The organism is Gloeobacter kilaueensis JS1, assembly GCF_000484535.1.
Classification (GTDB): Bacteria; Cyanobacteriota; Cyanobacteriia; order Gloeobacterales; family Gloeobacteraceae; genus Gloeobacter; species Gloeobacter kilaueensis.
On record NC_022600.1, the window covers coordinates 2,606,424 to 2,624,855 of the forward strand.

At 61.3% G+C, this 18,432-nt stretch carries 19 protein-coding genes; 13 read left to right on the top strand and 6 right to left on the bottom strand.

Translation table 11 applies throughout. From position 1 onward, the window contains the following. The first annotated feature begins 94 nt into the window (after positions 1-94). A complete protein-coding gene (locus GKIL_RS12005; RefSeq protein WP_023173888.1) occupies positions 95-1,165 on the top strand; it encodes a 3-deoxy-7-phosphoheptulonate synthase in 1,071 nt (356 codons plus the stop codon). A 28-nt stretch (positions 1,166-1,193) separates the two neighbouring features. Further along, positions 1,194-2,174: a quinolinate synthase NadA gene (gene nadA / locus GKIL_RS12010; RefSeq protein ID WP_023173889.1), complete on the top strand. Its 981-nt coding sequence runs from the start codon at positions 1,194-1,196 to the stop codon at positions 2,172-2,174. An 8-nt stretch (positions 2,175-2,182) separates the two neighbouring features. Here the strand turns inward: nadA and GKIL_RS12015 are convergent, their stop codons facing one another. Next, complete coding sequence (locus tag GKIL_RS12015) at positions 2,183-3,934, bottom strand: DUF1565 domain-containing protein (protein ID WP_023173890.1); 1,752 nt, start codon at positions 3,932-3,934, stop codon at positions 2,183-2,185. Between the two features lie 253 nt (positions 3,935-4,187). Between GKIL_RS12015 and GKIL_RS12020 the strand changes: the two genes are divergently transcribed. Genes GKIL_RS12020 through tilS form a run of 3 tightly spaced genes read left to right on the top strand, consistent with a single transcriptional unit; the run spans position 4,188 to position 6,352 of the window. After that, positions 4,188-5,189, top strand: coding sequence for a thiamine phosphate synthase (locus tag GKIL_RS12020; RefSeq protein WP_245595842.1), 1,002 nt, complete (start codon positions 4,188-4,190; stop codon positions 5,187-5,189). Continuing rightward, on the top strand, positions 5,179-5,391 hold the full coding sequence (gene thiS / locus GKIL_RS25490; protein WP_023173892.1) for a sulfur carrier protein ThiS: 213 nt from the start codon (positions 5,179-5,181) through the stop codon (positions 5,389-5,391). The genes GKIL_RS12020 and thiS overlap by 11 nt, the downstream gene beginning before the upstream one ends. Positions 5,392-5,395: 4 nt before the next feature. Further along, a complete protein-coding gene (gene tilS, locus GKIL_RS12030; RefSeq protein ID WP_023173893.1) occupies positions 5,396-6,352 on the top strand; it encodes a tRNA lysidine(34) synthetase TilS in 957 nt (318 codons plus the stop codon). 6 nt (positions 6,353-6,358) lie between these two features. Here tilS and GKIL_RS12035 read toward each other — a convergent pair whose 3' ends face one another. From GKIL_RS12035 to GKIL_RS12050, 4 genes are all read right to left on the bottom strand, one after another. Continuing rightward, positions 6,359-8,473 carry an IPT/TIG domain-containing protein gene (locus GKIL_RS12035; RefSeq protein WP_023173894.1) on the bottom strand — a complete coding sequence of 705 codons (2,115 nt, stop codon included), beginning with the start codon at positions 8,471-8,473 and terminating at the stop codon, positions 6,359-6,361. A gap of 57 nt (positions 8,474-8,530) precedes the next feature. After that, positions 8,531-9,130, bottom strand: coding sequence for a hypothetical protein (locus tag GKIL_RS12040; RefSeq protein WP_023173895.1), 600 nt, complete (start codon positions 9,128-9,130; stop codon positions 8,531-8,533). 16 nt (positions 9,131-9,146) lie between these two features. Continuing rightward, on the bottom strand, positions 9,147-10,298 hold the full coding sequence (locus GKIL_RS12045; protein WP_023173896.1) for an N-acetylmuramoyl-L-alanine amidase: 1,152 nt from the start codon (positions 10,296-10,298) through the stop codon (positions 9,147-9,149). Between the two features lie 106 nt (positions 10,299-10,404). After that, complete coding sequence (locus tag GKIL_RS12050; RefSeq protein WP_023173897.1) at positions 10,405-11,073, bottom strand: mechanosensitive ion channel family protein; 669 nt, start codon at positions 11,071-11,073, stop codon at positions 10,405-10,407. An 83-nt stretch (positions 11,074-11,156) separates the two neighbouring features. Between GKIL_RS12050 and gatB the strand changes: the two genes are divergently transcribed. The 6 genes from gatB to psbV2 all read left to right on the top strand — a co-directional run bounded on the left by gatB (position 11,157) and on the right by psbV2 (position 15,315). Continuing rightward, a complete protein-coding gene (gene gatB / locus GKIL_RS12055) occupies positions 11,157-12,758 on the top strand; it encodes an Asp-tRNA(Asn)/Glu-tRNA(Gln) amidotransferase subunit GatB (RefSeq protein ID WP_023173899.1) in 1,602 nt (533 codons plus the stop codon). Between the two features lie 41 nt (positions 12,759-12,799). Beyond that, positions 12,800-13,189 (top strand): plastocyanin, encoded by a 390-nt coding sequence (gene petE, locus GKIL_RS12060; RefSeq protein WP_023173900.1) that lies wholly within the window; start codon positions 12,800-12,802, stop codon positions 13,187-13,189. A 122-nt stretch (positions 13,190-13,311) separates the two neighbouring features. Next, positions 13,312-14,025: a UMP kinase gene (gene pyrH, locus GKIL_RS12065; protein WP_023173901.1), complete on the top strand. Its 714-nt coding sequence runs from the start codon at positions 13,312-13,314 to the stop codon at positions 14,023-14,025. 77 nt (positions 14,026-14,102) lie between these two features. Beyond that, positions 14,103-14,303 (top strand): hypothetical protein, encoded by a 201-nt coding sequence (locus tag GKIL_RS12070; protein WP_023173902.1) that lies wholly within the window; start codon positions 14,103-14,105, stop codon positions 14,301-14,303. 51 nt (positions 14,304-14,354) lie between these two features. Further along, entirely contained in the window at positions 14,355-14,789 is a 435-nt protein-coding gene (locus GKIL_RS12075; protein WP_187293806.1) for a c-type cytochrome, read from the top strand. Positions 14,790-14,805: 16 nt separating this feature from the next. After that, positions 14,806-15,315, top strand: a complete 510-nt coding sequence (gene psbV2 / locus GKIL_RS12080; protein ID WP_023173904.1) for a photosystem II cytochrome PsbV2 — start codon at positions 14,806-14,808, stop codon at positions 15,313-15,315. Here psbV2 and GKIL_RS12085 read toward each other — a convergent pair whose 3' ends face one another. Continuing rightward, positions 15,316-16,026, bottom strand: coding sequence for an LmeA family phospholipid-binding protein (locus GKIL_RS12085; RefSeq protein ID WP_187293807.1), 711 nt, complete (start codon positions 16,024-16,026; stop codon positions 15,316-15,318). A gap of 287 nt (positions 16,027-16,313) precedes the next feature. Between GKIL_RS12085 and GKIL_RS12090 the strand changes: the two genes are divergently transcribed. Together GKIL_RS12090 and GKIL_RS12095 are read left to right on the top strand one after the other, a co-directional pair. Then, positions 16,314-17,513, top strand: coding sequence for a hypothetical protein (locus GKIL_RS12090; protein ID WP_023173906.1), 1,200 nt, complete (start codon positions 16,314-16,316; stop codon positions 17,511-17,513). A gap of 48 nt (positions 17,514-17,561) precedes the next feature. Next, positions 17,562-18,428: an alpha/beta fold hydrolase gene (locus GKIL_RS12095; protein WP_023173907.1), complete on the top strand. Its 867-nt coding sequence runs from the start codon at positions 17,562-17,564 to the stop codon at positions 18,426-18,428. Positions 18,429-18,432: the final 4 nt, after the last annotated feature.

The following is an 18,432-nucleotide window of genomic DNA, read 5'->3' on the forward strand; positions in this document are numbered from 1 at the left end:
TGCGGCGCGCCAGGCTCCCCTGCACCGAAGAGCGGTCCTGTGTACGATATGGAACCGATTTGATAGGATTTGAGACGCCGCGCTGGCTTGAGGGATGAATTTTCATACAGATGATCTGCGCATTCGCTGGACCGAGGTGGTGGTCTCTCCCGCCCGGCTGCACGAGGAGTTGCCCCTCAGCGAGACAGCAGCCTGGACAGTCTACAGCAGCCGCAAAGATCTCAAGGAGATCCTCGACGGCAACGATGACCGGCTCCTGGTCGTCGTCGGTCCCTGCTCGATCCACGATCCTCAAGCCGCCCGCGAGTACGCCCACCGCCTCAAGGGCCTGCGGGAAACACTGGCCGAAGATCTGCTCATCGTCATGCGGGTGTACTTTGAAAAGCCGCGCACGACCGTAGGCTGGAAAGGACTGCTCAACGACCCCCACATCGACAGCAGCTTTCGGATCAACGAGGGCCTGCGCCTCGGACGGCACCTGCTGTTGGATCTGGCGGAGTTGGGGGTACCGGCGGGCACAGAATTTCTCGACTTGATGACGCCGCAGTATCTGAGCGATCTGGTGAGCTGGGGAGCGATCGGAGCGCGCACCACCGAGAGCCAGGCCCACCGCGAACTGGCCTCCGGTCTGTCCTGTCCGATTGGCTTTAAGAACGGTACCTCCGGCAATCTGCAGATCGCGGTCGATGCGGTCGTCTCCGCTACCCATCCCCACGTCTTTCTGGGCCACAGCAAGGAGGGCCAGTCCGCCATCTTCGCGACCGTCGGCAATCCTGACTGTCACATCATCCTCAGAGGCGGTCGAGGCACGACCAACTACAGCGCCGAACACGTCGAGCAGGCGAGTGGCCAACTGCTCAAGGTCGGTCTGCCGGCGCGGGTGATGATCGACTGCAGCCACGCCAACTCAGGCAAAGATTACACCCGCCAGCCCCTCGTCTGCCGCGACATTGCTTCACAGATCGCAGGCGGCGAGAAGCGGATCTTTGGCATCATGATCGAGAGCCATCTGCTTGCCGGACGCCAGGACATCTGCCCCGGTGAGCCGCTCACCCACGGCCAGAGCATCACTGACGCCTGCATCGGCTGGGAGGAGACCGAGCTGTTGCTTAAAGAACTGGCCCAGGCAGTGCGCGCCCGGCGGGCCCGCTGCTTAAAAAGTTAAACTGGAGGAACAGACTGCCGCCAGGACGATGATTGCCACCCTCCCTCCCCGCGCTCTGATCGACCCCAGCCTCGATCTGTTCGAGGAAATCGAGCGGCTCAAGCACAAGCTGAACGCGGTGATCCTGGCCCACTACTACCAGGAGCCCGACATTCAAGATGTCGCCGATTATATCGGTGATTCTCTCGGCCTCTCCCGTCAGGCGGCCCAGACCAATGCCGATGTGATCGTCTTTGCAGGCGTTCACTTTATGGCCGAGACCGCCAAGATCCTCAGTCCCCAAAAGCAGGTGCTCCTGCCGGATCTGGCGGCGGGCTGCTCCCTTGCCGACAACTGCCCGCCCGATCGCTTCGCAGAGTTTATCCAGGCCCATCCCGGCCATCTGGTCATCTCCTACGTCAACTGCTCAGCGGCGGTCAAAGCCCTGAGCGATATTATCTGCACTTCTGCCAACGCCGCCTCGATCGTCGAGCAGATCCCCGCCGATCAGCCGATCATCTTTGCGCCCGACCGCAACCTTGGCCGCTACGTCAGCCAGCAGACAGGCCGCGACATGGTGCTCTGGCAGGGCACCTGCATCGTGCATGAGACTTTTTCTGAGCGCAAGCTGATCGGCCTCAAAACCCGCCATCCGGGTGCCGAAGTCATCGCCCATCCCGAGTGCGAGCCCCAGGTTCTCCGCCACGCCGACTTTATCGGTTCGACAACGGCACTTCTCAACTATGCGGGCAAAAGTACCGGCGAGGCGTTTATCGTCGTCACCGAGGCGGGCATCCTGCACCAGATGCAGAAAGCCCATCCGCACAAGACCTTTATCCCCGCCCCGCCCCAAAATAACTGCGCGTGCAACGAGTGCCCGTTCATGCGGCTCAACACCCTCGAAAAACTCTACCTGTGTATGCGGGATCGGACCCCCGAGATTACCCTCGACGAGACTATTCGCCAGCGCGCCCTGCGGCCCATCGAGCGGATGCTTGAGATGAGTCCTCCTGTCCCAGGGGGCGGGTAATCCTGCTGTCAGGTCGCTCCTCCGGGCAGGCTGGAGGGCACCAGGATCGCTCGAAATCCCTTGTCTGAAAGCAACTGCACCAGGTGGTTGGCGTTGTCTTCGGAGGCAAAGACACCGACCTGGTAGGCAGGTTTGCCGTCGTGGGTCTGGGGCAGCACCTTTGAGACCAGTTCTTTGAGGCGCGGCAGATCGGCGTCGCTGCTGCCGGTAACCAGTACCCGGTAGGCGGTCGCCGATTTGGCCGTCGTAGCCGCCAGGGGTTCAGAGGTGGCCGATTGGAGCACAGATTTTGCCGGCTCCGCTGCTTTTGGTGCTTTAGCTGGAACCGGTGCCTCTGGTTTGGGCGCTGCTTTTGCCACCGGTTCTGAAGCTCTGGTCGTTGTCGGAGGGGCTACTACTTTTGTATCTGGTCCGGCTGTTTTGGCGACGGGCTTCGCCGCTCCGGTTGCAGCGATTGCAGCCACAGGTTCTGCTTTGGGTGCAACCGGCTTGTTGGCAGCGCTGGTCGTCACGTTCTTAGAAGCAGGTCTGGCCGCCGGCACGATAATCGCCTTGAAGCCCTTTTCGTTGAGTTGCTGAACCAGGCGGTCGGCGTTGTCCTGGGTCGTAAAGGTGCCCACCTGCAGGTAGGACTTGCCCTGGTAACTCTGGGATTTGGGTTTGAGGGCCAGCCCCTTGATGCTGCTGAGGCGGGAGGGCTTGCTCTCGTTGACCAGCACCCAGAAACTATCGGTCTGGGTCGGGAGGTTTTGGGCGGCGAGGGCGACGATCTCAGCCTCCGCTGTCACCTGGCCTGCCAGAAGCGGCTTGAGCCACTTGTTGCCGAGGGCCACGATCGGAATCGCCGGTTTGGTGACGTTGTTGACGTCGGCCTTGCCATTGTCGGCGAAGGTGTTGTTTCCCGCTTCGCTCTCGTTGCCCAGATCCGCGTTTGCGAGCAAGATCACGACCACGCCGCTGCGCTTGTTGTTGGCGATCGTGTTGTTGCGCAAGACAGGTTCGGCCCGGCCCTCGATCACGACGCCGTCCATATTGTTGCGCACGATGTTGCCGAGAATGCGCGGTCTGGACTTGCCGGTGACGTTGATTGCAAAGCCCGTATTCTCAAACACATTGTTCTCGATGGTCGGCGTCGAAAGATCGGCAGCCGTCAGTCCGTCGGCGATGTTTTGAGAGAACGTATTGTGGTTGATCTTGGCGCTGCTGGTGCCGCTGATAAAGATGCCGTCGTGGGCGCTGCCGATAAAGGAATTGTCAGAAATCACCGGGCTGACCGATTCGATCCAGAGGCCGTAGCCGCGATTGTTGGGATTGCTGATCGTTACACCCCGGATCGTCACGCCCTTGCCGATCACAATCGTCACATCCTGACTGGCAAAAGTCGGGCTGGTGTGTTTGCCGCCGCCGACAATCTTGATCCCCTCGCCCTTGGTCGATTCGTTGCCCACCAGTTCGAGCCCGTCGAGGCGCAGGGGAAATTGCTCGCCGCTCGCCTCTGAATATTCGCCCTCGGCTAACTGAAGAACGCCCCTGGCTGGAACTGCCTTTGCGGCGCGCGAAATTGTCTTGAAGGGATTTTGTTTGGTACCGTCGCCGGCGCTGTCATTGCCGTTGATCGGATCGACATGAACCGCCGATAACTCCTGACTCGATTCGGGTTCAGCCTGAACCATCCTGGTGATCGATGCGCCCGGACCGAGAAGCGATAGAGCAAGGGTCCAGCCGGTCAGGCTGCGGACCATTTTCGCTGAAAACTTCATTCCCACTCCTCAACGCCTTTGGTAAAAGCATAGGTCGGCGACACTACATTAGCATGTAAAAACCCAGTATTCGGGGGATGCTCCACAACATTTAGCGTCGATTTGTTCTGCCCATAATCACCAGGAACGATCCCAATTTATGTGCCAGCCGCTGAGTAAGAACTCCGACGAAGCAACCTGCCTGCGGGCAGCGGTGCGACAATAGGGCAGCAACCGATTCTTTCGATCCCCCGCCGTGGAGCAGCGCACCTTCTTGAAGATTCTTGACGCCAACCTCGATCGGGCTCGCGAGGGTCTGCGGGTGGTAGAGGAGTGGTTCCGTTTTGGTACAGGACAGGCTGCCCAGGTAGCCGAGTGCAAGGCCCTGCGCCAGCAATTGGCCCACTTTCACACAGAGGCGATGCGCAGCGCCCGCGACACGCCCCACGATCCGGGAACCGCCCTCGATCACCCCGACGAGCAGCGGCGAACCCACCCGCTCGATCTGCTGCGGGTCAACCTGGCCCGCATCCAGGAAGCGCTGCGGGTCATCGAAGAGTACGCGAAGCTGGTCGAGCCGGCGCTGGCCGAGGCCGCCAAGCAGTGGCGCTACCGGGTCTACGCCCTCGAAAGTGCCGCCACCGGCAGCGACCTGCGCCAGAAGCTGCAGAAGGCGCGGCTGTATCTGGTGACCTCGCCCCACCCGGACCTGTTGGGTATCGTGGGCGCTGCCCTGAAGGCGGGCCTGCCCCTGGTGCAGTTGCGCGACAAGGACGCCCCGACCCGTCCACTGCTCGATCTCGCCCTGCGCCTGCGGGATCTGACCAGTCGCTACGGCGCACTCTTTATTATCAACGACCGCGTCGATCTGGCCCTCGCCGCTGGTGCGGACGGCGTCCACCTCGGGCAGAGCGATCTGCCCCTCGCTGCCGCACGGGCATTGGTGGGACCGCGCCTGCTTATCGGCCAATCGACCCACGCCCCTGAGGAAGCCGAGCGGGCCGTCGTCGAAGGAGCAGACTACATCGGCGTCGGGCCGGTCTGGGCCACCCCCACCAAGCAGGGCCGCTCTGCGGTCGGCTTCGAGTACGTCCGCTACTGCCGGGGGCACATCCCCCTGCCGGGCTACGCGATCGGTGGCGTCGATGAGACCAACCTGCTCTCGCTCCTCGCCGCCGGGGCCGATCGCGTCGCCGTCGTGCGTGCGATCATGGCGGCAGAAGATCCGGCCAGAACGACGGCGTATTTTCTGGAGAAACTGGACAGTGGAAGCTGACAAGACGATTCGCCTCAACGGCGACGAGCGGGCGGTAGCAGCGGGAACGACGGTGCTCGCCATGCTCGAACAGTTCAAGCTCGAACCGCGACTGCTGGTCATCGAGCGCAACGGCGACATTTTGCACCGCCAGGACTGGCAGAAGACGATCGTTCAAAGCGGCGATCGCTTCGAGATCGTGACGGTGGTAGGCGGCGGCTAGAACTGTGCCAGCCGACGACGAGGCCGCCTATCGCTTTCGCGCCGCCCTGCCCCTGCTGCCACCGGGAGCGCGGCTGCTGGTGGCGGTTTCCGGCGGTCAAGATTCGCTGTGCCTGCTCAAGCTCCTGTTCGACGCCGCCCCCATTCAAAAATGGTCCCTGCACGTCGGCCACCTCGATCACCGCTGGCGTCCTGATTCTGAGCGCACCGCCCAGCAGGTGGGCCGGCTGTGCTGGAGTTGGGGCATCCCCTTTCACCTGGCCATCGCCAAAGAAGTGCCCCATAGCGAAGCGGCAGCCCGCGCCTGGCGCTACAGCTGGCTTGAACAGGTTGCTCTCGGTCTGGGTCTGGAGCGGGTACTCACCGCCCACACCTTGAGCGACCGGGCCGAGACTCTGCTTTTTAACCTGCTGCGGGGCAGCGGCGGCACGGGTCTTGCCAGCCTCGACTGGCAGCGTCCCCTGGGCCGATTGCAACTTATCCGTCCACTGCTGGATATCAGCCGCGCCCAGACCGCCGCCTTCTGTGAAAAGCACGATCTGCCCGTCTGCATCGATGCGAGCAACTTCGATCTTACCTACCGCCGCAACCGCATTCGCCTGGAACTGCTGCCCTACCTGCGCGAGCACTTCAACCCCCAGATCGAAGCGGCCCTGGTCCAGACCGCCGAGGTGCTGCGCGCCGAATCGGACTGTCTTGAGGCGCTCGCTGCACCCCTCTACGCCAGCTTGATCGACAACCAGCAACTCAACCGCCGCCAACTGGCCCTCCTGCCCCTCGCCCTCCAGCGCCGTGTGGCCCGCCACTGGCTTGCCACCGTCCTCCAGCGAGCGCCCAACTTCGATCAGACCCGCGCCGTCCTCGCCTGCCTTTCTGCCGTCAACCACACCCGCACCGCCCCCCTCGCCCAGGGACTTTTAATCGAAGTGCGCGGTGAGTGGTTGGCGCTCGTACCTTCTTAGAGCAACTTATCTTTCGACCGTAAAGTTCACCGTCGAGCGAAGCTTTCTCCCCGAGGGCAAGATAATTTCGATGGGCCCTGATCGCGCGTCCGGTGGAACATCGGCGGTCAGCTCGGTTCTGCGGACGATATTCACGCCCGTAGCCGCTTTGCCGTTAAAGAAAACCTGGGTACCGCGCCTCAGGTTCTCACCGGCAACGGTAATCGTGACGGAGGTCTCCCCAGCGACGCCGTGGGTGGGAACGATGCTCACGATCTGCGGCCCTTCTACGGGCACCGGTGGCGGGGGAACGATCGGCGGTCTGGTAGCCAGTACCTCGAAGCGGGTACTGGAAAATGTACTCGCTCCCGAAGGCAGGCGGACCTCGATCGGGCCGCTGCGCGCCCCGATTGGAATATCGGCGGTCAGTTGCGTCCGACGCACGATCGTCACTCTGGGGGCTGGAACACCGCCGAAGAAGACCTGCGTGCCCCGCACCAGCGCCGGGCCTGCCGTCGCGACCGTCACAAAACCCGCTCCCGGCGTCCCCTGGGCTGGAGTGAAGCTGACGATGCTCAAGGTGGGCGCACTGGGCCGGGGCGGATTGGTGGGAACGACGGGGATCGTTCCCCCGCCCGTTTGGGCAGCCGGTAGCAGCGTCAGCACCTGATCGCGGTTCTCGTCAGTCAGCTCGACGGGCTTTGCCGGAAGGCAATTTCTCGGGTTCGCCGGTTCGCAGAAGCGCACGCTGTAGGTGCCGGTGGGCTGCTCGGAGCGAAAGAAGATGTAACCGGCGCTATCGATGCTGGTCGAGACGGAAGCAGCACTCGATAGGGCGTTGATCTTGACCTCGCGCGCCGCCGGGTTCGGTTGCAACTGGGCAAGGAGGGCCGGGCCCGCCTTGAGAACGACCAATCGGGTGCCAGCAAGGAGCCTGGCGCTGGTGTAGAGCCCGGCAATCTGCTGGGGAGCGACGTCGATCTGCCTGGCGCTCTGGGCCGGATCGGGTTTGCCAAATAACAGCCGCGAAAGATCGACGCTGGCCGTTCCGGCGAAGCGCGTCCCCTCGCCCTGGGTTCCCGAAAAGAGGGCTCCCACCGAGAGCACGAGGATGTTGTTGCCCAGCGAGACGCTTGGACCGGCGTAAAGACTGGCATCGGACGGAGCGATCCCGGCGGCGATGCCGGGGTTGGCCACCGGATCGCTGCCGTCGCCCAGATAGACGTTGATGCCTGTGAGGTTGCGGCTGCCGGCACTGGAGACCAATAGGCCCGTGATCAGGCTGAGGCGCTCGCTGTTGAGTGGCCCCGTCGCGACCCGTTCGCTCAGTTGGGGAGCCAGCAGGTTGACCAGCACCAGCAGCGGATTGGCCTGACCGGCCCCGGCTGCTTCGGCGATCGCCTCGCTTCTGAGCTTTTGTCTGGAGGTGACGGTGCTGTCCTTGAGCCGAACCGGCGGCAAATTGGGATCAGCGAGCAGCGTCTCCGTCAACTTGAGGGTCTGCTCGGCACCGTTTTTGGGATCGAGGACGATGCCGATATTCTCAGCGACGATCCGCACCCCAAAGCGATAGTAGGTTTTGCCACCGGGCAGGCTGCCCTGGTAGGGCGTAAACTCCCAGACCAGGTTGGTGAGCACCGTCGGCTGCAGGCTGCCCACCTGAATCGTCAGTCTGGCTCCGCCGTAATCTTTGAGGATCTCCAGCACCCGCTGCCGGTCGAGGGCAACCGCCGCCGCCTCGCCCAGATCCGTCCCCATGCCGTTTTCGATCAAGAACTTTAAGTACCCGTCCTGCGAATCTGGATCCAGCTCCTCCGTCCCGTTCAACCAGCGATAGATCTGGGCCGCTCCGGTGTCGGACTTGATCAAGTCCGTGCTGAAGTCGCGGTTGGACTGAATAAACGCCTGGTTGGGAATGCGGATCGCATCGAGTTTGCGCAGGCGCAGCGAAAGATCCTCCTCCACCGGCAGGATGGGCCAGGTGACGGTGGCGACAGTGTTGAGGACGCGGGTGCGGGCGTCGCGGACAATCTGGCTGAAGAGTGCCTGAAGCGAAGTGTTCTGCAGGGCCAGTGCCTCGGCCTGGAAGCTGGCGATCGGTGCCTGGGCGGGCAATCTCACCGCCCCGAGCAGTAGCCCCACCAGAACGATTGCACTGCACCTGAACCATCTGCTCCCCAACTCATCACCCCCCTGGGATTAGAAAAAAAGCGAACTCGCTGTGACGCAGTGCGCCACCGGCCCGCTCCCGTAGACCAGCATCCCGACCAGGGCGTTGTTCTCATCCACCACCGGCGCTCCGGAATCTTGCTCCTCAAAGTCCGCGCCGTCGGTGGTCTCGATATCGAAACCCAGGACATCTGAGCCACCCAGAGCGGCGGAGACGGGCCGAAAAAGACTGCTCGCCCTGGCTACGATCGCCGTTCGGCCTGCACCAGCGCTCAGCAGCCGCACCGGCAACGCCTCCCGCACAGGGGCGAGATCCCCCAATTTCAAGATCGCACCGGTAGCGCTCCCCTCGACGAGCTTGATGAGCACCGCCGCTCCGGCAACCACCGTGGGACCGAGCAGCGTCTGAATCCGGTCGATCGTACCCAGTTGCCCGCCCGGATCGCCCGCCAAGACGACCTTTGCTCCTCGAAGGCGCTCAAAACCAGCCTGCACCTCCCGAAAGACCAGGCCCAGGGCAGAAGCGACCAGTACCGTCGAACCGTCCGGCGCAAAGCCACCAAGGGCACAGGCACTGGAAAGCCCACTCTCAGGGATCCCATCGAAGGCCAGCCGCCGGATCAAGACCATATCTGCCTCCCCCACCTCAGAGTGCATCGATGAGGGCTGTGGCAATGGCGAGGGCGAGATCCCTGCGCACCGCCGGTGCAGCCGGATTGCGGTTGAGCAGGTCGTCCACCTCCTTGACATCGATAAATTCGGTCTCGACCAGGCAGGCCCGGCACCGGGCGTCGCCCTCCGTGTTCCCCAGGTCCGGATCGTTTAAGACCCCCAGCCCGCCCGGCCCGGAGGTTGTATCCACCTTTACCCCCCGGTCCCTGGTGGCGGGGCGGTGGGTGCGCAGACTCCTCAAGACGGCACTTTGAACGCGGGTCGCAAACTGGAGATCCGCGTCGTAGTTGACGTTTCTGGGCCGGGAGCGAATAAAGGCTTCGGTGCCGCTACTTTGCCCATTAAAAGCGTTGAAGTGCAGGCTCAAAAACAGATCGGCATTTTTTGCCTTCGCCGTTCTGGCCCGCGCCTGGATGCCGATATTGACATCGGAGCTGCGGGTGAGAAACACCTTCAGATCGTGACCGCCGGCAGCGGCCAGATCGCCCAGCGCCTGTTGAACCCGGCGGGCCAGATCGAGGGTCATCTGCTTTTCGAGGATGCCGCTGAAGCTGGTGGCATTGTTGGCCGAGCTGCCGCCCACGTTTGCAGTGCCGCCGTGGCCCGGATCGAGAACGATCACACCGCTTTTGGCCGTTCCGGCAGGTGGAGATACGACGACCGGCCCATCGGACGCATCGTCGCCCAGAGGCGCATCGTCGAGCAATCCCGCCGCCTCAGAGAGCAGATTGAGCACCTTCTGGGCATAGCTGGGCGTCGAAGGAGCAGGCGCATAGATAGGACCGATAAATTCGATGAATTCTTGTCCGGTCGCGGTGTGGGAGCGCCAGCCCGCGTAAGGGGGCCGATCGATAAAAAACCAGTAGCCCCGGATAAAATCTTCGAGATTGCCAAAGTCGCAGTAGTCGCCCCTGCCGTCGGAGGCATCGTAGCTCACCTTGGTGGCATAGGGTTGCATCTCCTCGCGCCACTTGATGCCGCCAAAGTTGTAGTGATCTTGGGCAAGGGCAGAGGTCGCCCTGCCACTTTCCAGGAGCCATTGGGCCAGGGTCACCGCTTTTAGTTGCGGAAATTCAATCGTCAGGGCAGCGTAAAGATTGACCAGATCCCTCAGCAAGCTGTTCATCGGGTGGCACTCCAGCGAAACTCACCCCAGTTGAAGGGGAGTATTGCACAGGTTTGTGATCGAGATAGTAGTAATTAGTTGCTCAAGAGAGATTTTATGCGTTTATCTAGGGTTCGCGGGGCTTGCGCAGTTGCTCGATAATCTCGCGGGCGGCCTCCTTGCCCCCGAGGCCAAAGGCGATGCCGCCGCTAATCATTACCAGGCCGACGATGCCGCCAATCAAGATATAGATCACCACCCGCGAGATGCCCAGCTCCGCCAGCGCTGCCAGCAGCGCCAGACCGTAGATGAGCGCCTGCAGCGCCGTGGCAACGTAGCCGTAGGCAGCGGGCAGACTCGCAGCGATGATCCGGCGCAAAAGGGTGCCGAAGACAACTGCCAGCAGCACGATCGCAAGGGCAGAAAAAACCTGGGGAATATAAGTAAAAAGCCCGGCGATAAACTGCTCGACCTGCGGCAGATTGGCCGCATCGGCGGCGAGCAAGATCGAGGTGACAAACAAGAACCAGTAGGTGACCTGACCACTGAGGCGGGCCGCATCGATGCGCAGGTTGGTGTTCTCGAATAGCTGAAAACCAAAATTCTCACCGAGCAACTTCTGAAAATTGACCCGCTGCAGGATGCTGCGCACAATTCGACTGAGCAGCGCAGCGATGAACCAGCCCACCAAAAAGATGAGCAGCGCAGCAATCAAATTGGGCAGATAGCGAAACAGCAGATCGACAATGCTCTGCTGAAAGCGCTGCAAGACAACGGGCCAGCCACCTGTCTCCATAACTTCTCTTGTACCCGCCCAACCGGCAGGATGGCGCAACTGTGCCAAAATTGAGGACGAGAAGCCGTTCAAGACACTATTTTATGACCAGCGCTGCCCCAGCAAAAGTGCAATACGAAGCAGTGATCGGCCTGGAAGTCCACGTGCAGCTTTCCACGGCCACCAAGTTGTTCTGCCACTGCTCGACCCAGTTCGGCAATGTGCCCAACACCAACATCTGTCCCATCTGCACCGGTCAACCGGGCACCCTGCCGGTGCTGAACGCGCAGGCCCTCGACGACGCGGTGCTCGCCGCCACAGCCCTCAACTGCCAGATCCATCCCCAGGGGATCAGCAAGTTCGATCGCAAGCAATACTTCTATCCGGATCTGCCCAAGAACTATCAAATCTCCCAGTACGATCTGCCCCTTGCCGAGCACGGCTGGCTTGAAATTCAACTGGAAGGCCAGCCTGCCAGGCGCATCGGGATTACCCGCCTGCACATGGAAGAGGACGCCGGCAAGCTCGTCCACGCCGGAGCGGAGCGGCTGTCGGGTTCTACCCACTCACTGGTCGATTTCAACCGCTCCGGGGTACCGCTGTGCGAGATCGTCTCCGAGCCGGACATCCGCAGCGCCGCCGAAGCGGCTGCCTACGCCGAAGAGTTGCGCCGGATCGTGCGCTACCTGGGTGTGAGCGACGGCAACATGCAAGAAGGCTCGATGCGCTTCGATCTCAATATCTCGGTGCGGCCTGTGGGCCAGGACAAATTTGGCACCAAAGTCGAGGTCAAAAACCTCAACAGCTTCAACTCCCTGCAGCGGGCCGTCGAGTTCGAATTTGTCCGCCAGGTGGATTGCCTCGCATCGGGCGAGCGAATCGCCCAGGAGACGCGCCTCTGGGACGAAGCGTCGCAGCGCACGATCTCGATGCGCTCCAAAGAAGAAGCCAACGACTACCGCTATTTTCCCGAACCGGACCTGGTGCCGATCGCCTTCAGTGCCGAGCAACTCGAAAATTATCGCGCCCGGCTGCCGGAGTTGCCCGCTCAAAAGCGGCAGCGCTACCAGCAGGAACTGGGCCTGTCGGCCTACGACGCGCGCGTCCTCACCGACGAGCGGGAGAGCGCCGAGTACTTCGAGAAGGTGGTCGCCCTCGGTGCCCCAGCCAAGCAGGCGACCAACTTCGTCACCGGGGCCATCGCCGCTTACCTCAACGAGTCGCGCGAATCGATCGCCCAGCTTAAAGTGACGCCTGAGGGCCTGGCAGAATTGCTTGCGCTCATCAACCAGGGTAAAATTAGCAACCGGATAGCTAACGAGCTTCTACCCGACTTGTTCAAGGCAGGGGGCTCCCCCCGCGCCCTCGTCGAGGAGCGCGGCCTGGTGCAAATCAGCGACCGGGGACAGCTTGAGCAGATCGTGGACGAGGTGCTGGCAGGGGAACCCGACTCGGTGGCTGCCTACCACGGTGGCCGCACAAAAGTTTTCGGTTCCTTTGTCGGCAAGGTGATGAAAAAAACGGCTGGTCGCGCCAATCCCCAGGTGGTCAACGAGCTGTTGCTGAGCAAACTGGCCCAGCAACCGCCTGCCCCCTCCGAGGAACAGCAAACCCCTGCCGATGCCCAGACGGAGCCCCCCACACCCGGCGAGCCGCCTCAAGCACCCACCGGATCCGGGGAAGAGCCGCCAACGCCTGTTAGTTAGTCGCCAAGACACCCACGCATATGCATGGAGAACCTCCAAAAATGATGTCACTGTCAAAGCTTGCCGCTTCCTCGCTGGTTGCCCTGATCGCGGTGTCGGCCCTCGGTCTGGCCGCCCAGGCCAAGCAGATCGACGTCAAGATGGGCGCTGACACCGGTCAGCTCGTCTTCGTCCCCAACAAGATCGATGCGGCTCCCGGCGACACGATCAAGTGGACGCTCAACAAGGCCGGCCCCCACAACGTCGTCTTCGACGGTGCCAAGTCAGCCGATCCGACAGCGGCCAAGGCGATCAGCCAGACCAAGCTGCTCAGCAAGCCCGGCGATTCCTACACCTCGACGATCCCGGCATCCGCCAAGAAGGGTACCTATTCCTTCCACTGCGTACCGCACCTGAGCGCCGGGATGATCGGCACGCTGACCGTTAAATAAGTCCAGCGCCGTTCGTTCAATGTCCAATAAGCCAAAAACCGGCCCGCGGGCCGGTTTTTTTTGATGCTGTCCCTATCGGTAGCGGTGCTATTCTTTGACAGGACCATCCGCAGTCACCAGCGATGAGCATCAAGTATCGCCGCGTTCTACTGAAGTTGAGTGGAGAAGCCCTGATGGGCGATCGCGAATTTGGCATCGATCCGGAGGTGGTCAAGATGCTGGCCGACGAGATCGCGAGGGTGGTCGAGGCCGGGGTCGAACTGGCGGTGGTCGTGGGAGGCGGCAATATCTTCCGGGGCGTCAAGGCGAGTGCTTCCGGGATGGACCGGGCCACCGCCGACTACGTCGGGATGCTCGCCACGGTGATGAACGCCCTCACCCTCCAGGACGCCCTGGAGCAGCAACACCAGATCCAGACGCGGCTGCTGTCGGCGATCGAGATGAAGGAGGTGGCCGAACCTTTTATCCGCCGCCGCGCCATGCGCCACCTCGAAAAGGGACGGGTGGTGATCTTTGGTGCCGGTTCCGGCAATCCGTTTTTTACGACCGACACCACCGCTGCCCTGCGCGCCGCTGAGATCGACGCAGAGGTCATCTTCAAAGCCACCCGCGTCGATGGCATCTACGACGCGGACCCCAAGTTCAACCCGGACGCCCAACGTTACCAGACCATCAGTTTTCAACAGGTGCTCGTGCAGGATCTGCGCGTCATGGACTCGACGGCAATTGCTCTCTGCCGCGAAAACAATATCCCGATCATTGTTTTCAATGTCTTTGAGAAGGACAATATCTACCGGGCTGTTAGCGGCGAGGCGGTGGGCACCTATGTTTCGTAGGTTGCCGGCAGCAAATCTATGCGAGCGTGTCCGGATGATGCAAAATGGGGTGGAATTGAGCCTGATCGAGAACAGCCATGGGTTTTGCCGACGTTACGATTGCTGAGCTGGCCGAAGATTATGGTCTGAGCCAGGACCAGATCTTTGCCCTGTGCAGACAATTTGGCATTCCCTTCCGCGATGCGCAGAGCTTCCTCGCCCTCGAGGACGCCAAGCAGATCATCCTGGAAGTGCGCAACCATCCTGTGGCCTTCCCCGTCGAGCCGCCCCGCAGTTGAAAGAGGAGAACCGAGCACTCTATGTTCAGCAAGCAGTTTGGATGGTTATCGTTGATTGCACTCGTCCTGGCGGGCTGTTCCGGTGGTCAACCGGCAGCACAGGCTCCCGCAGATACAGCGGCGGCTGCCATTCCTGAGCTGGCGAGCTTCAGCCCCGCCGACCTCAAACAGGGCAAAAAGCTCTTTGCTGCCAACTGTGGGCGCTGCCACGTCGGCGGCCAGACCTACGGCACCTACGGCAGCACCGACGTCAACCTCTCCTTTGCCCGGTTGAGTGAATCGACACCGCCGCGCAATACGGTCGATGCCCTCATCGATTACATGAAAAAACCGACGAGCTTCGACGGCAAGACAGACCTCATTAAGACCGGTGAGCACGCCTCCTACGAAGGGCTGGGCGATGACAAATTGCGCTTGATCGCCGCCCACATCATCAAAGAAGGCAAGTCCAACCCAGGTTGGGGCAAAGGCAAAAATATTCGTTAGCGGGTGAGAAAAAAGCATGACGAAGCGGAGCTGGTATGCCCTGGGGCTGAGCAGCCTGCTGCTGGCTGCCTGCAGCACCAATGCGGGGGGCGTGCGCGACAAGTACGTCAACATCAACCTCGCAGTCCGGGGACCGGTCGATCTACCCGCCGACACCAAAGGCAACCTCCAGACTTTTACCCCCGAGGATATCTTCGCGGGCAAAAAACTCTTCGAGTCCAATTGCCAGAACTGCCACGTCGGCGGCGTAACCACCCCGAATCCCAAAGTTTCGCTGGCGCTCGCCAAACTGCAGGGGGCAACGCCGCCGCGCGACAACATTCAGGCCCTGGTGCAGTACATGCGCAATCCGATGAGCTACGACGGCAAAGAAGAAGTCCCCAACTGCCGCAAGGCGACCTATCTCAAAGACGACCAGCTGCAGAATCTGGCAGCTTTTGTTCTGCGGGCCGCTCAAAAGGCAAAAGGCTGGGGAACGGCGCGCCTGGAGAGCAACCAGGACTTGATGAGCACGCCGCCCAAATAATCAGCGGCGGGCCGCCACTGGCGTCGCCTGAATTAAATAGGTGCCCTCCAGATTCAACAGGCCGGGCTGGAGACTGATGCGGCGCAACTCCACCTCGGGACCGAGCTGGATCGGCAGATTTACCAGCGCCTCGATCGGGGCACTCTCACCGTTCTGACCCACCAGGCGCGGATCGACCAGGCGCAACTGGTGGGCGGAGGCGACGGCGATACCGCTGGCGAGCCTGAGGGCAGCCGGTTCACCGCTCGCCAGACGCACGGTCGCCGCCGCTTCCAGCCGATCGGCGAGCAGGCGCACGTGGGGATCGCGAATTTCCATCGGTATTTCTGTCTGTCCGTCGCCACCAAACTGGGCCGGCAACTTGATCGTCAGGCCCCGAATTTGATCTTGAAAAGTCTGGGATGCCAGGTAGGTATTCACATCCTGCTCAGAAAGGCTGAGGGCCAGATCTGCCCGCACGGGCCGCTCAAGCCTCAGACCACTGATCAATCCCGAGCGCACATTCAGCCGGATGTCAGAACCGCGCATCTGCAACGAGCGCGCCGGGATGCCCTGATAGACAATATCGCGTCCCGAAATCTCGATGCTGCGAATCTGGCCATTGACCATCTCAGCATCCGGACCATTGACAGCGACGCGCAGATCCTGCACCTGCTGGACCTGGGTACGAATCCATGCCTGCAATAGGGGGCTGAGCAGATTGCTGAACACCTGAGATTGAACGGGTAGAGAAAACACACTCAACAGCAACGCAGAGGCCGTTGCCAACACTACGGTGCGCAGGCGCATCTTGCAAGCCCTCGGACATTCTCTCCAGCATGGCATATGGCCAGGAAGCGGCTTATGTCCAAAGGGATGCATTGCACATCAAGAAAACCTGACCTTTGGGCCAGTCGGAGGCCGCTGGCCTCCGGGGGGAGCGCGCTATAGTGAGATCGCTTTGCAAGTGAATGTAAAGCTTGATACAACATCTCGCTTCACAAGAGAGTCAACAATCCATGCTTCCCAAAAAGTGGTTCGGCGGCTTTGCTGCAAGCAGCTCCTGGGGGCGCTACGTACTGCCCCTGGCGCTCGCTGCCCTTGTTCCCCCAGCCGTCTTTCATCTCACCCGGCCAGCCGCCGGCCAGACAACCCAGAGCGATGTTCAAGTATCGGATCCCGGATTGTGGGATATGGAATTTACCCACCTGCCCGGCGATAACCGCTTTGTCTGGGCGACCAACGGGGGCCAAGTCTGGATCGGCACCGTCGATCTCAATACTGGCAACTTCGTTCCGTCCTCGGGCAAAGTCACCAAAGTGACCAGCGGTGCCTATGCGCCGATTCCGGTGGGCAACGGCCCGGAGTGGGTCTTCTCCGCCGAGCACGGTCCAGAAGTGGCCTACACCGTCAAGGGTCCCAACGGTGTGCGCCAGCTCGGGCTCGCTTACCTCGACGGCAGCCAGTGGATCGCAAGCACCCTGGCCAACTCCGACAACGAAGCCGCCCCGATCGGTAGCCTCGATGTAGACGATGCCAATCCGCGCCTCGCCTACACCAAACAGATCCTCAATGGCTCAGCCATCAAGGAGTACTGGCGTTTTACCGACTCTTCTGCCGACGAGCAGATGCCCGGCGACGGCACCCAGGGCCTGCGCTGGGTACCAGGAATGCAGGCGATCGGGGTCAACAGCAAAGTCAACGGCCAGCGCCAGGCATTTTTGTACGACATCAACAGCAAACAGTTCAAGCAGCTCACAGCCGACTCCGGCTCAAAGACGAGTGTCTTTTTCTGGCAGGCTCCCGAATACAACAACGAGCTGCTGTTCATGACGCTCATCAACAACGCCAACGTCGGCATCTACCGCCAGATTGGCGGTCAGTGGCAGCGGATCTACACCATCCAGCCCCAGTCGTACCACTACATCGAATCGCCGGAGCCTTTTGTCTATAACGGCAAGTCCTACGTCTTCATGGTGACCAAGGACAATCCAGACACAACCAACCGTACCGACCCTTCCGACGTCTGGATCGCCGGCATCGACGCGAACACGCGCTTCTACAAGCAGTGCAGCGATTCGACCAAAAAGGTCCGCAAAGATCCGGAGTACTTTGTCACCAACAAGGGACTCTACATCTACTTTTCCGCCCCGACCAGCGACCCCAGTCAGCCCGCCGCTCAGTTCCGCTGCGATCCGGGCCTCGGAGCGCCCCAATAATACCGGGCCGGGTGCTGCTGGGCCAGGAACCGGATAAAATGTTAAGCAATGGAAACAATTTCGAGCCTTGCTGGACATTACCGAACCTGGCGCGGCTACCGGGTTTACTCTGTGCAGGCCGGTAGCGAGGCTGTCGGCCCGCCGATTTTGCTGGTACATGGATTTGGAGCCTCGACGGACCACTGGCGCAAGAACATCGGCCCGCTGAGTCATCGTCATCCTGTCTGGGCGATTGACCTGCTCGGTTTTGGCCGCTCCCAAAAACCGAATATCACCTACAGCGGCGAGCTGTGGCGCGATCAGCTGTGCGACTTTATCTGCGAGGTGATTGGTCGTCCGGTCGTGGTGGCGGGCAATTCCCTGGGCGGGTACGCAGCGCTGGTTCTTGCTGTCGATTGCCCCGAGTGGGTAAGGGGACTGGTCTTGATCAACGGGGCTGGACCCTTTTCTGACGCTGCCCAGCCCAACCTCCTTCAAAAGTTCAGCGCCGATCTGATCAAGGGCATCTTTTCTCAGAGCTGGGCCAGCTGGCTATTGTTTCAGTATTTTCGCCAGCGCTCGACCATCCGTCGGGTATTGTTGCAGGTCTACCGCGATTCGAGCGCTGTCACCGAGCAGCTGATCGATGACATTTATCGCCCCTCCTGCGACCCTGGCGCGGCAGAAGTCTTTGCTTCGGTCTTTCAGACGCCCCAGGGCCGCTACGTGGATACGCTACTGACCCAACTGCAGAAGCCGTTGCTGCTGCTCTGGGGCGAGGCCGACCCGTGGATGACAGTTGGGCGCGCCGAACGCTTCCGCCAGTTTTATCCGACTGCCCAGCTGCAGCTCATTCCTGCCGGTCACTGCCCCCACGACGAGCGGCCAGAACTGGTAAACGCTGCCCTCAGCGAATGGGCCTGCGTCCTCGACTGAAGCA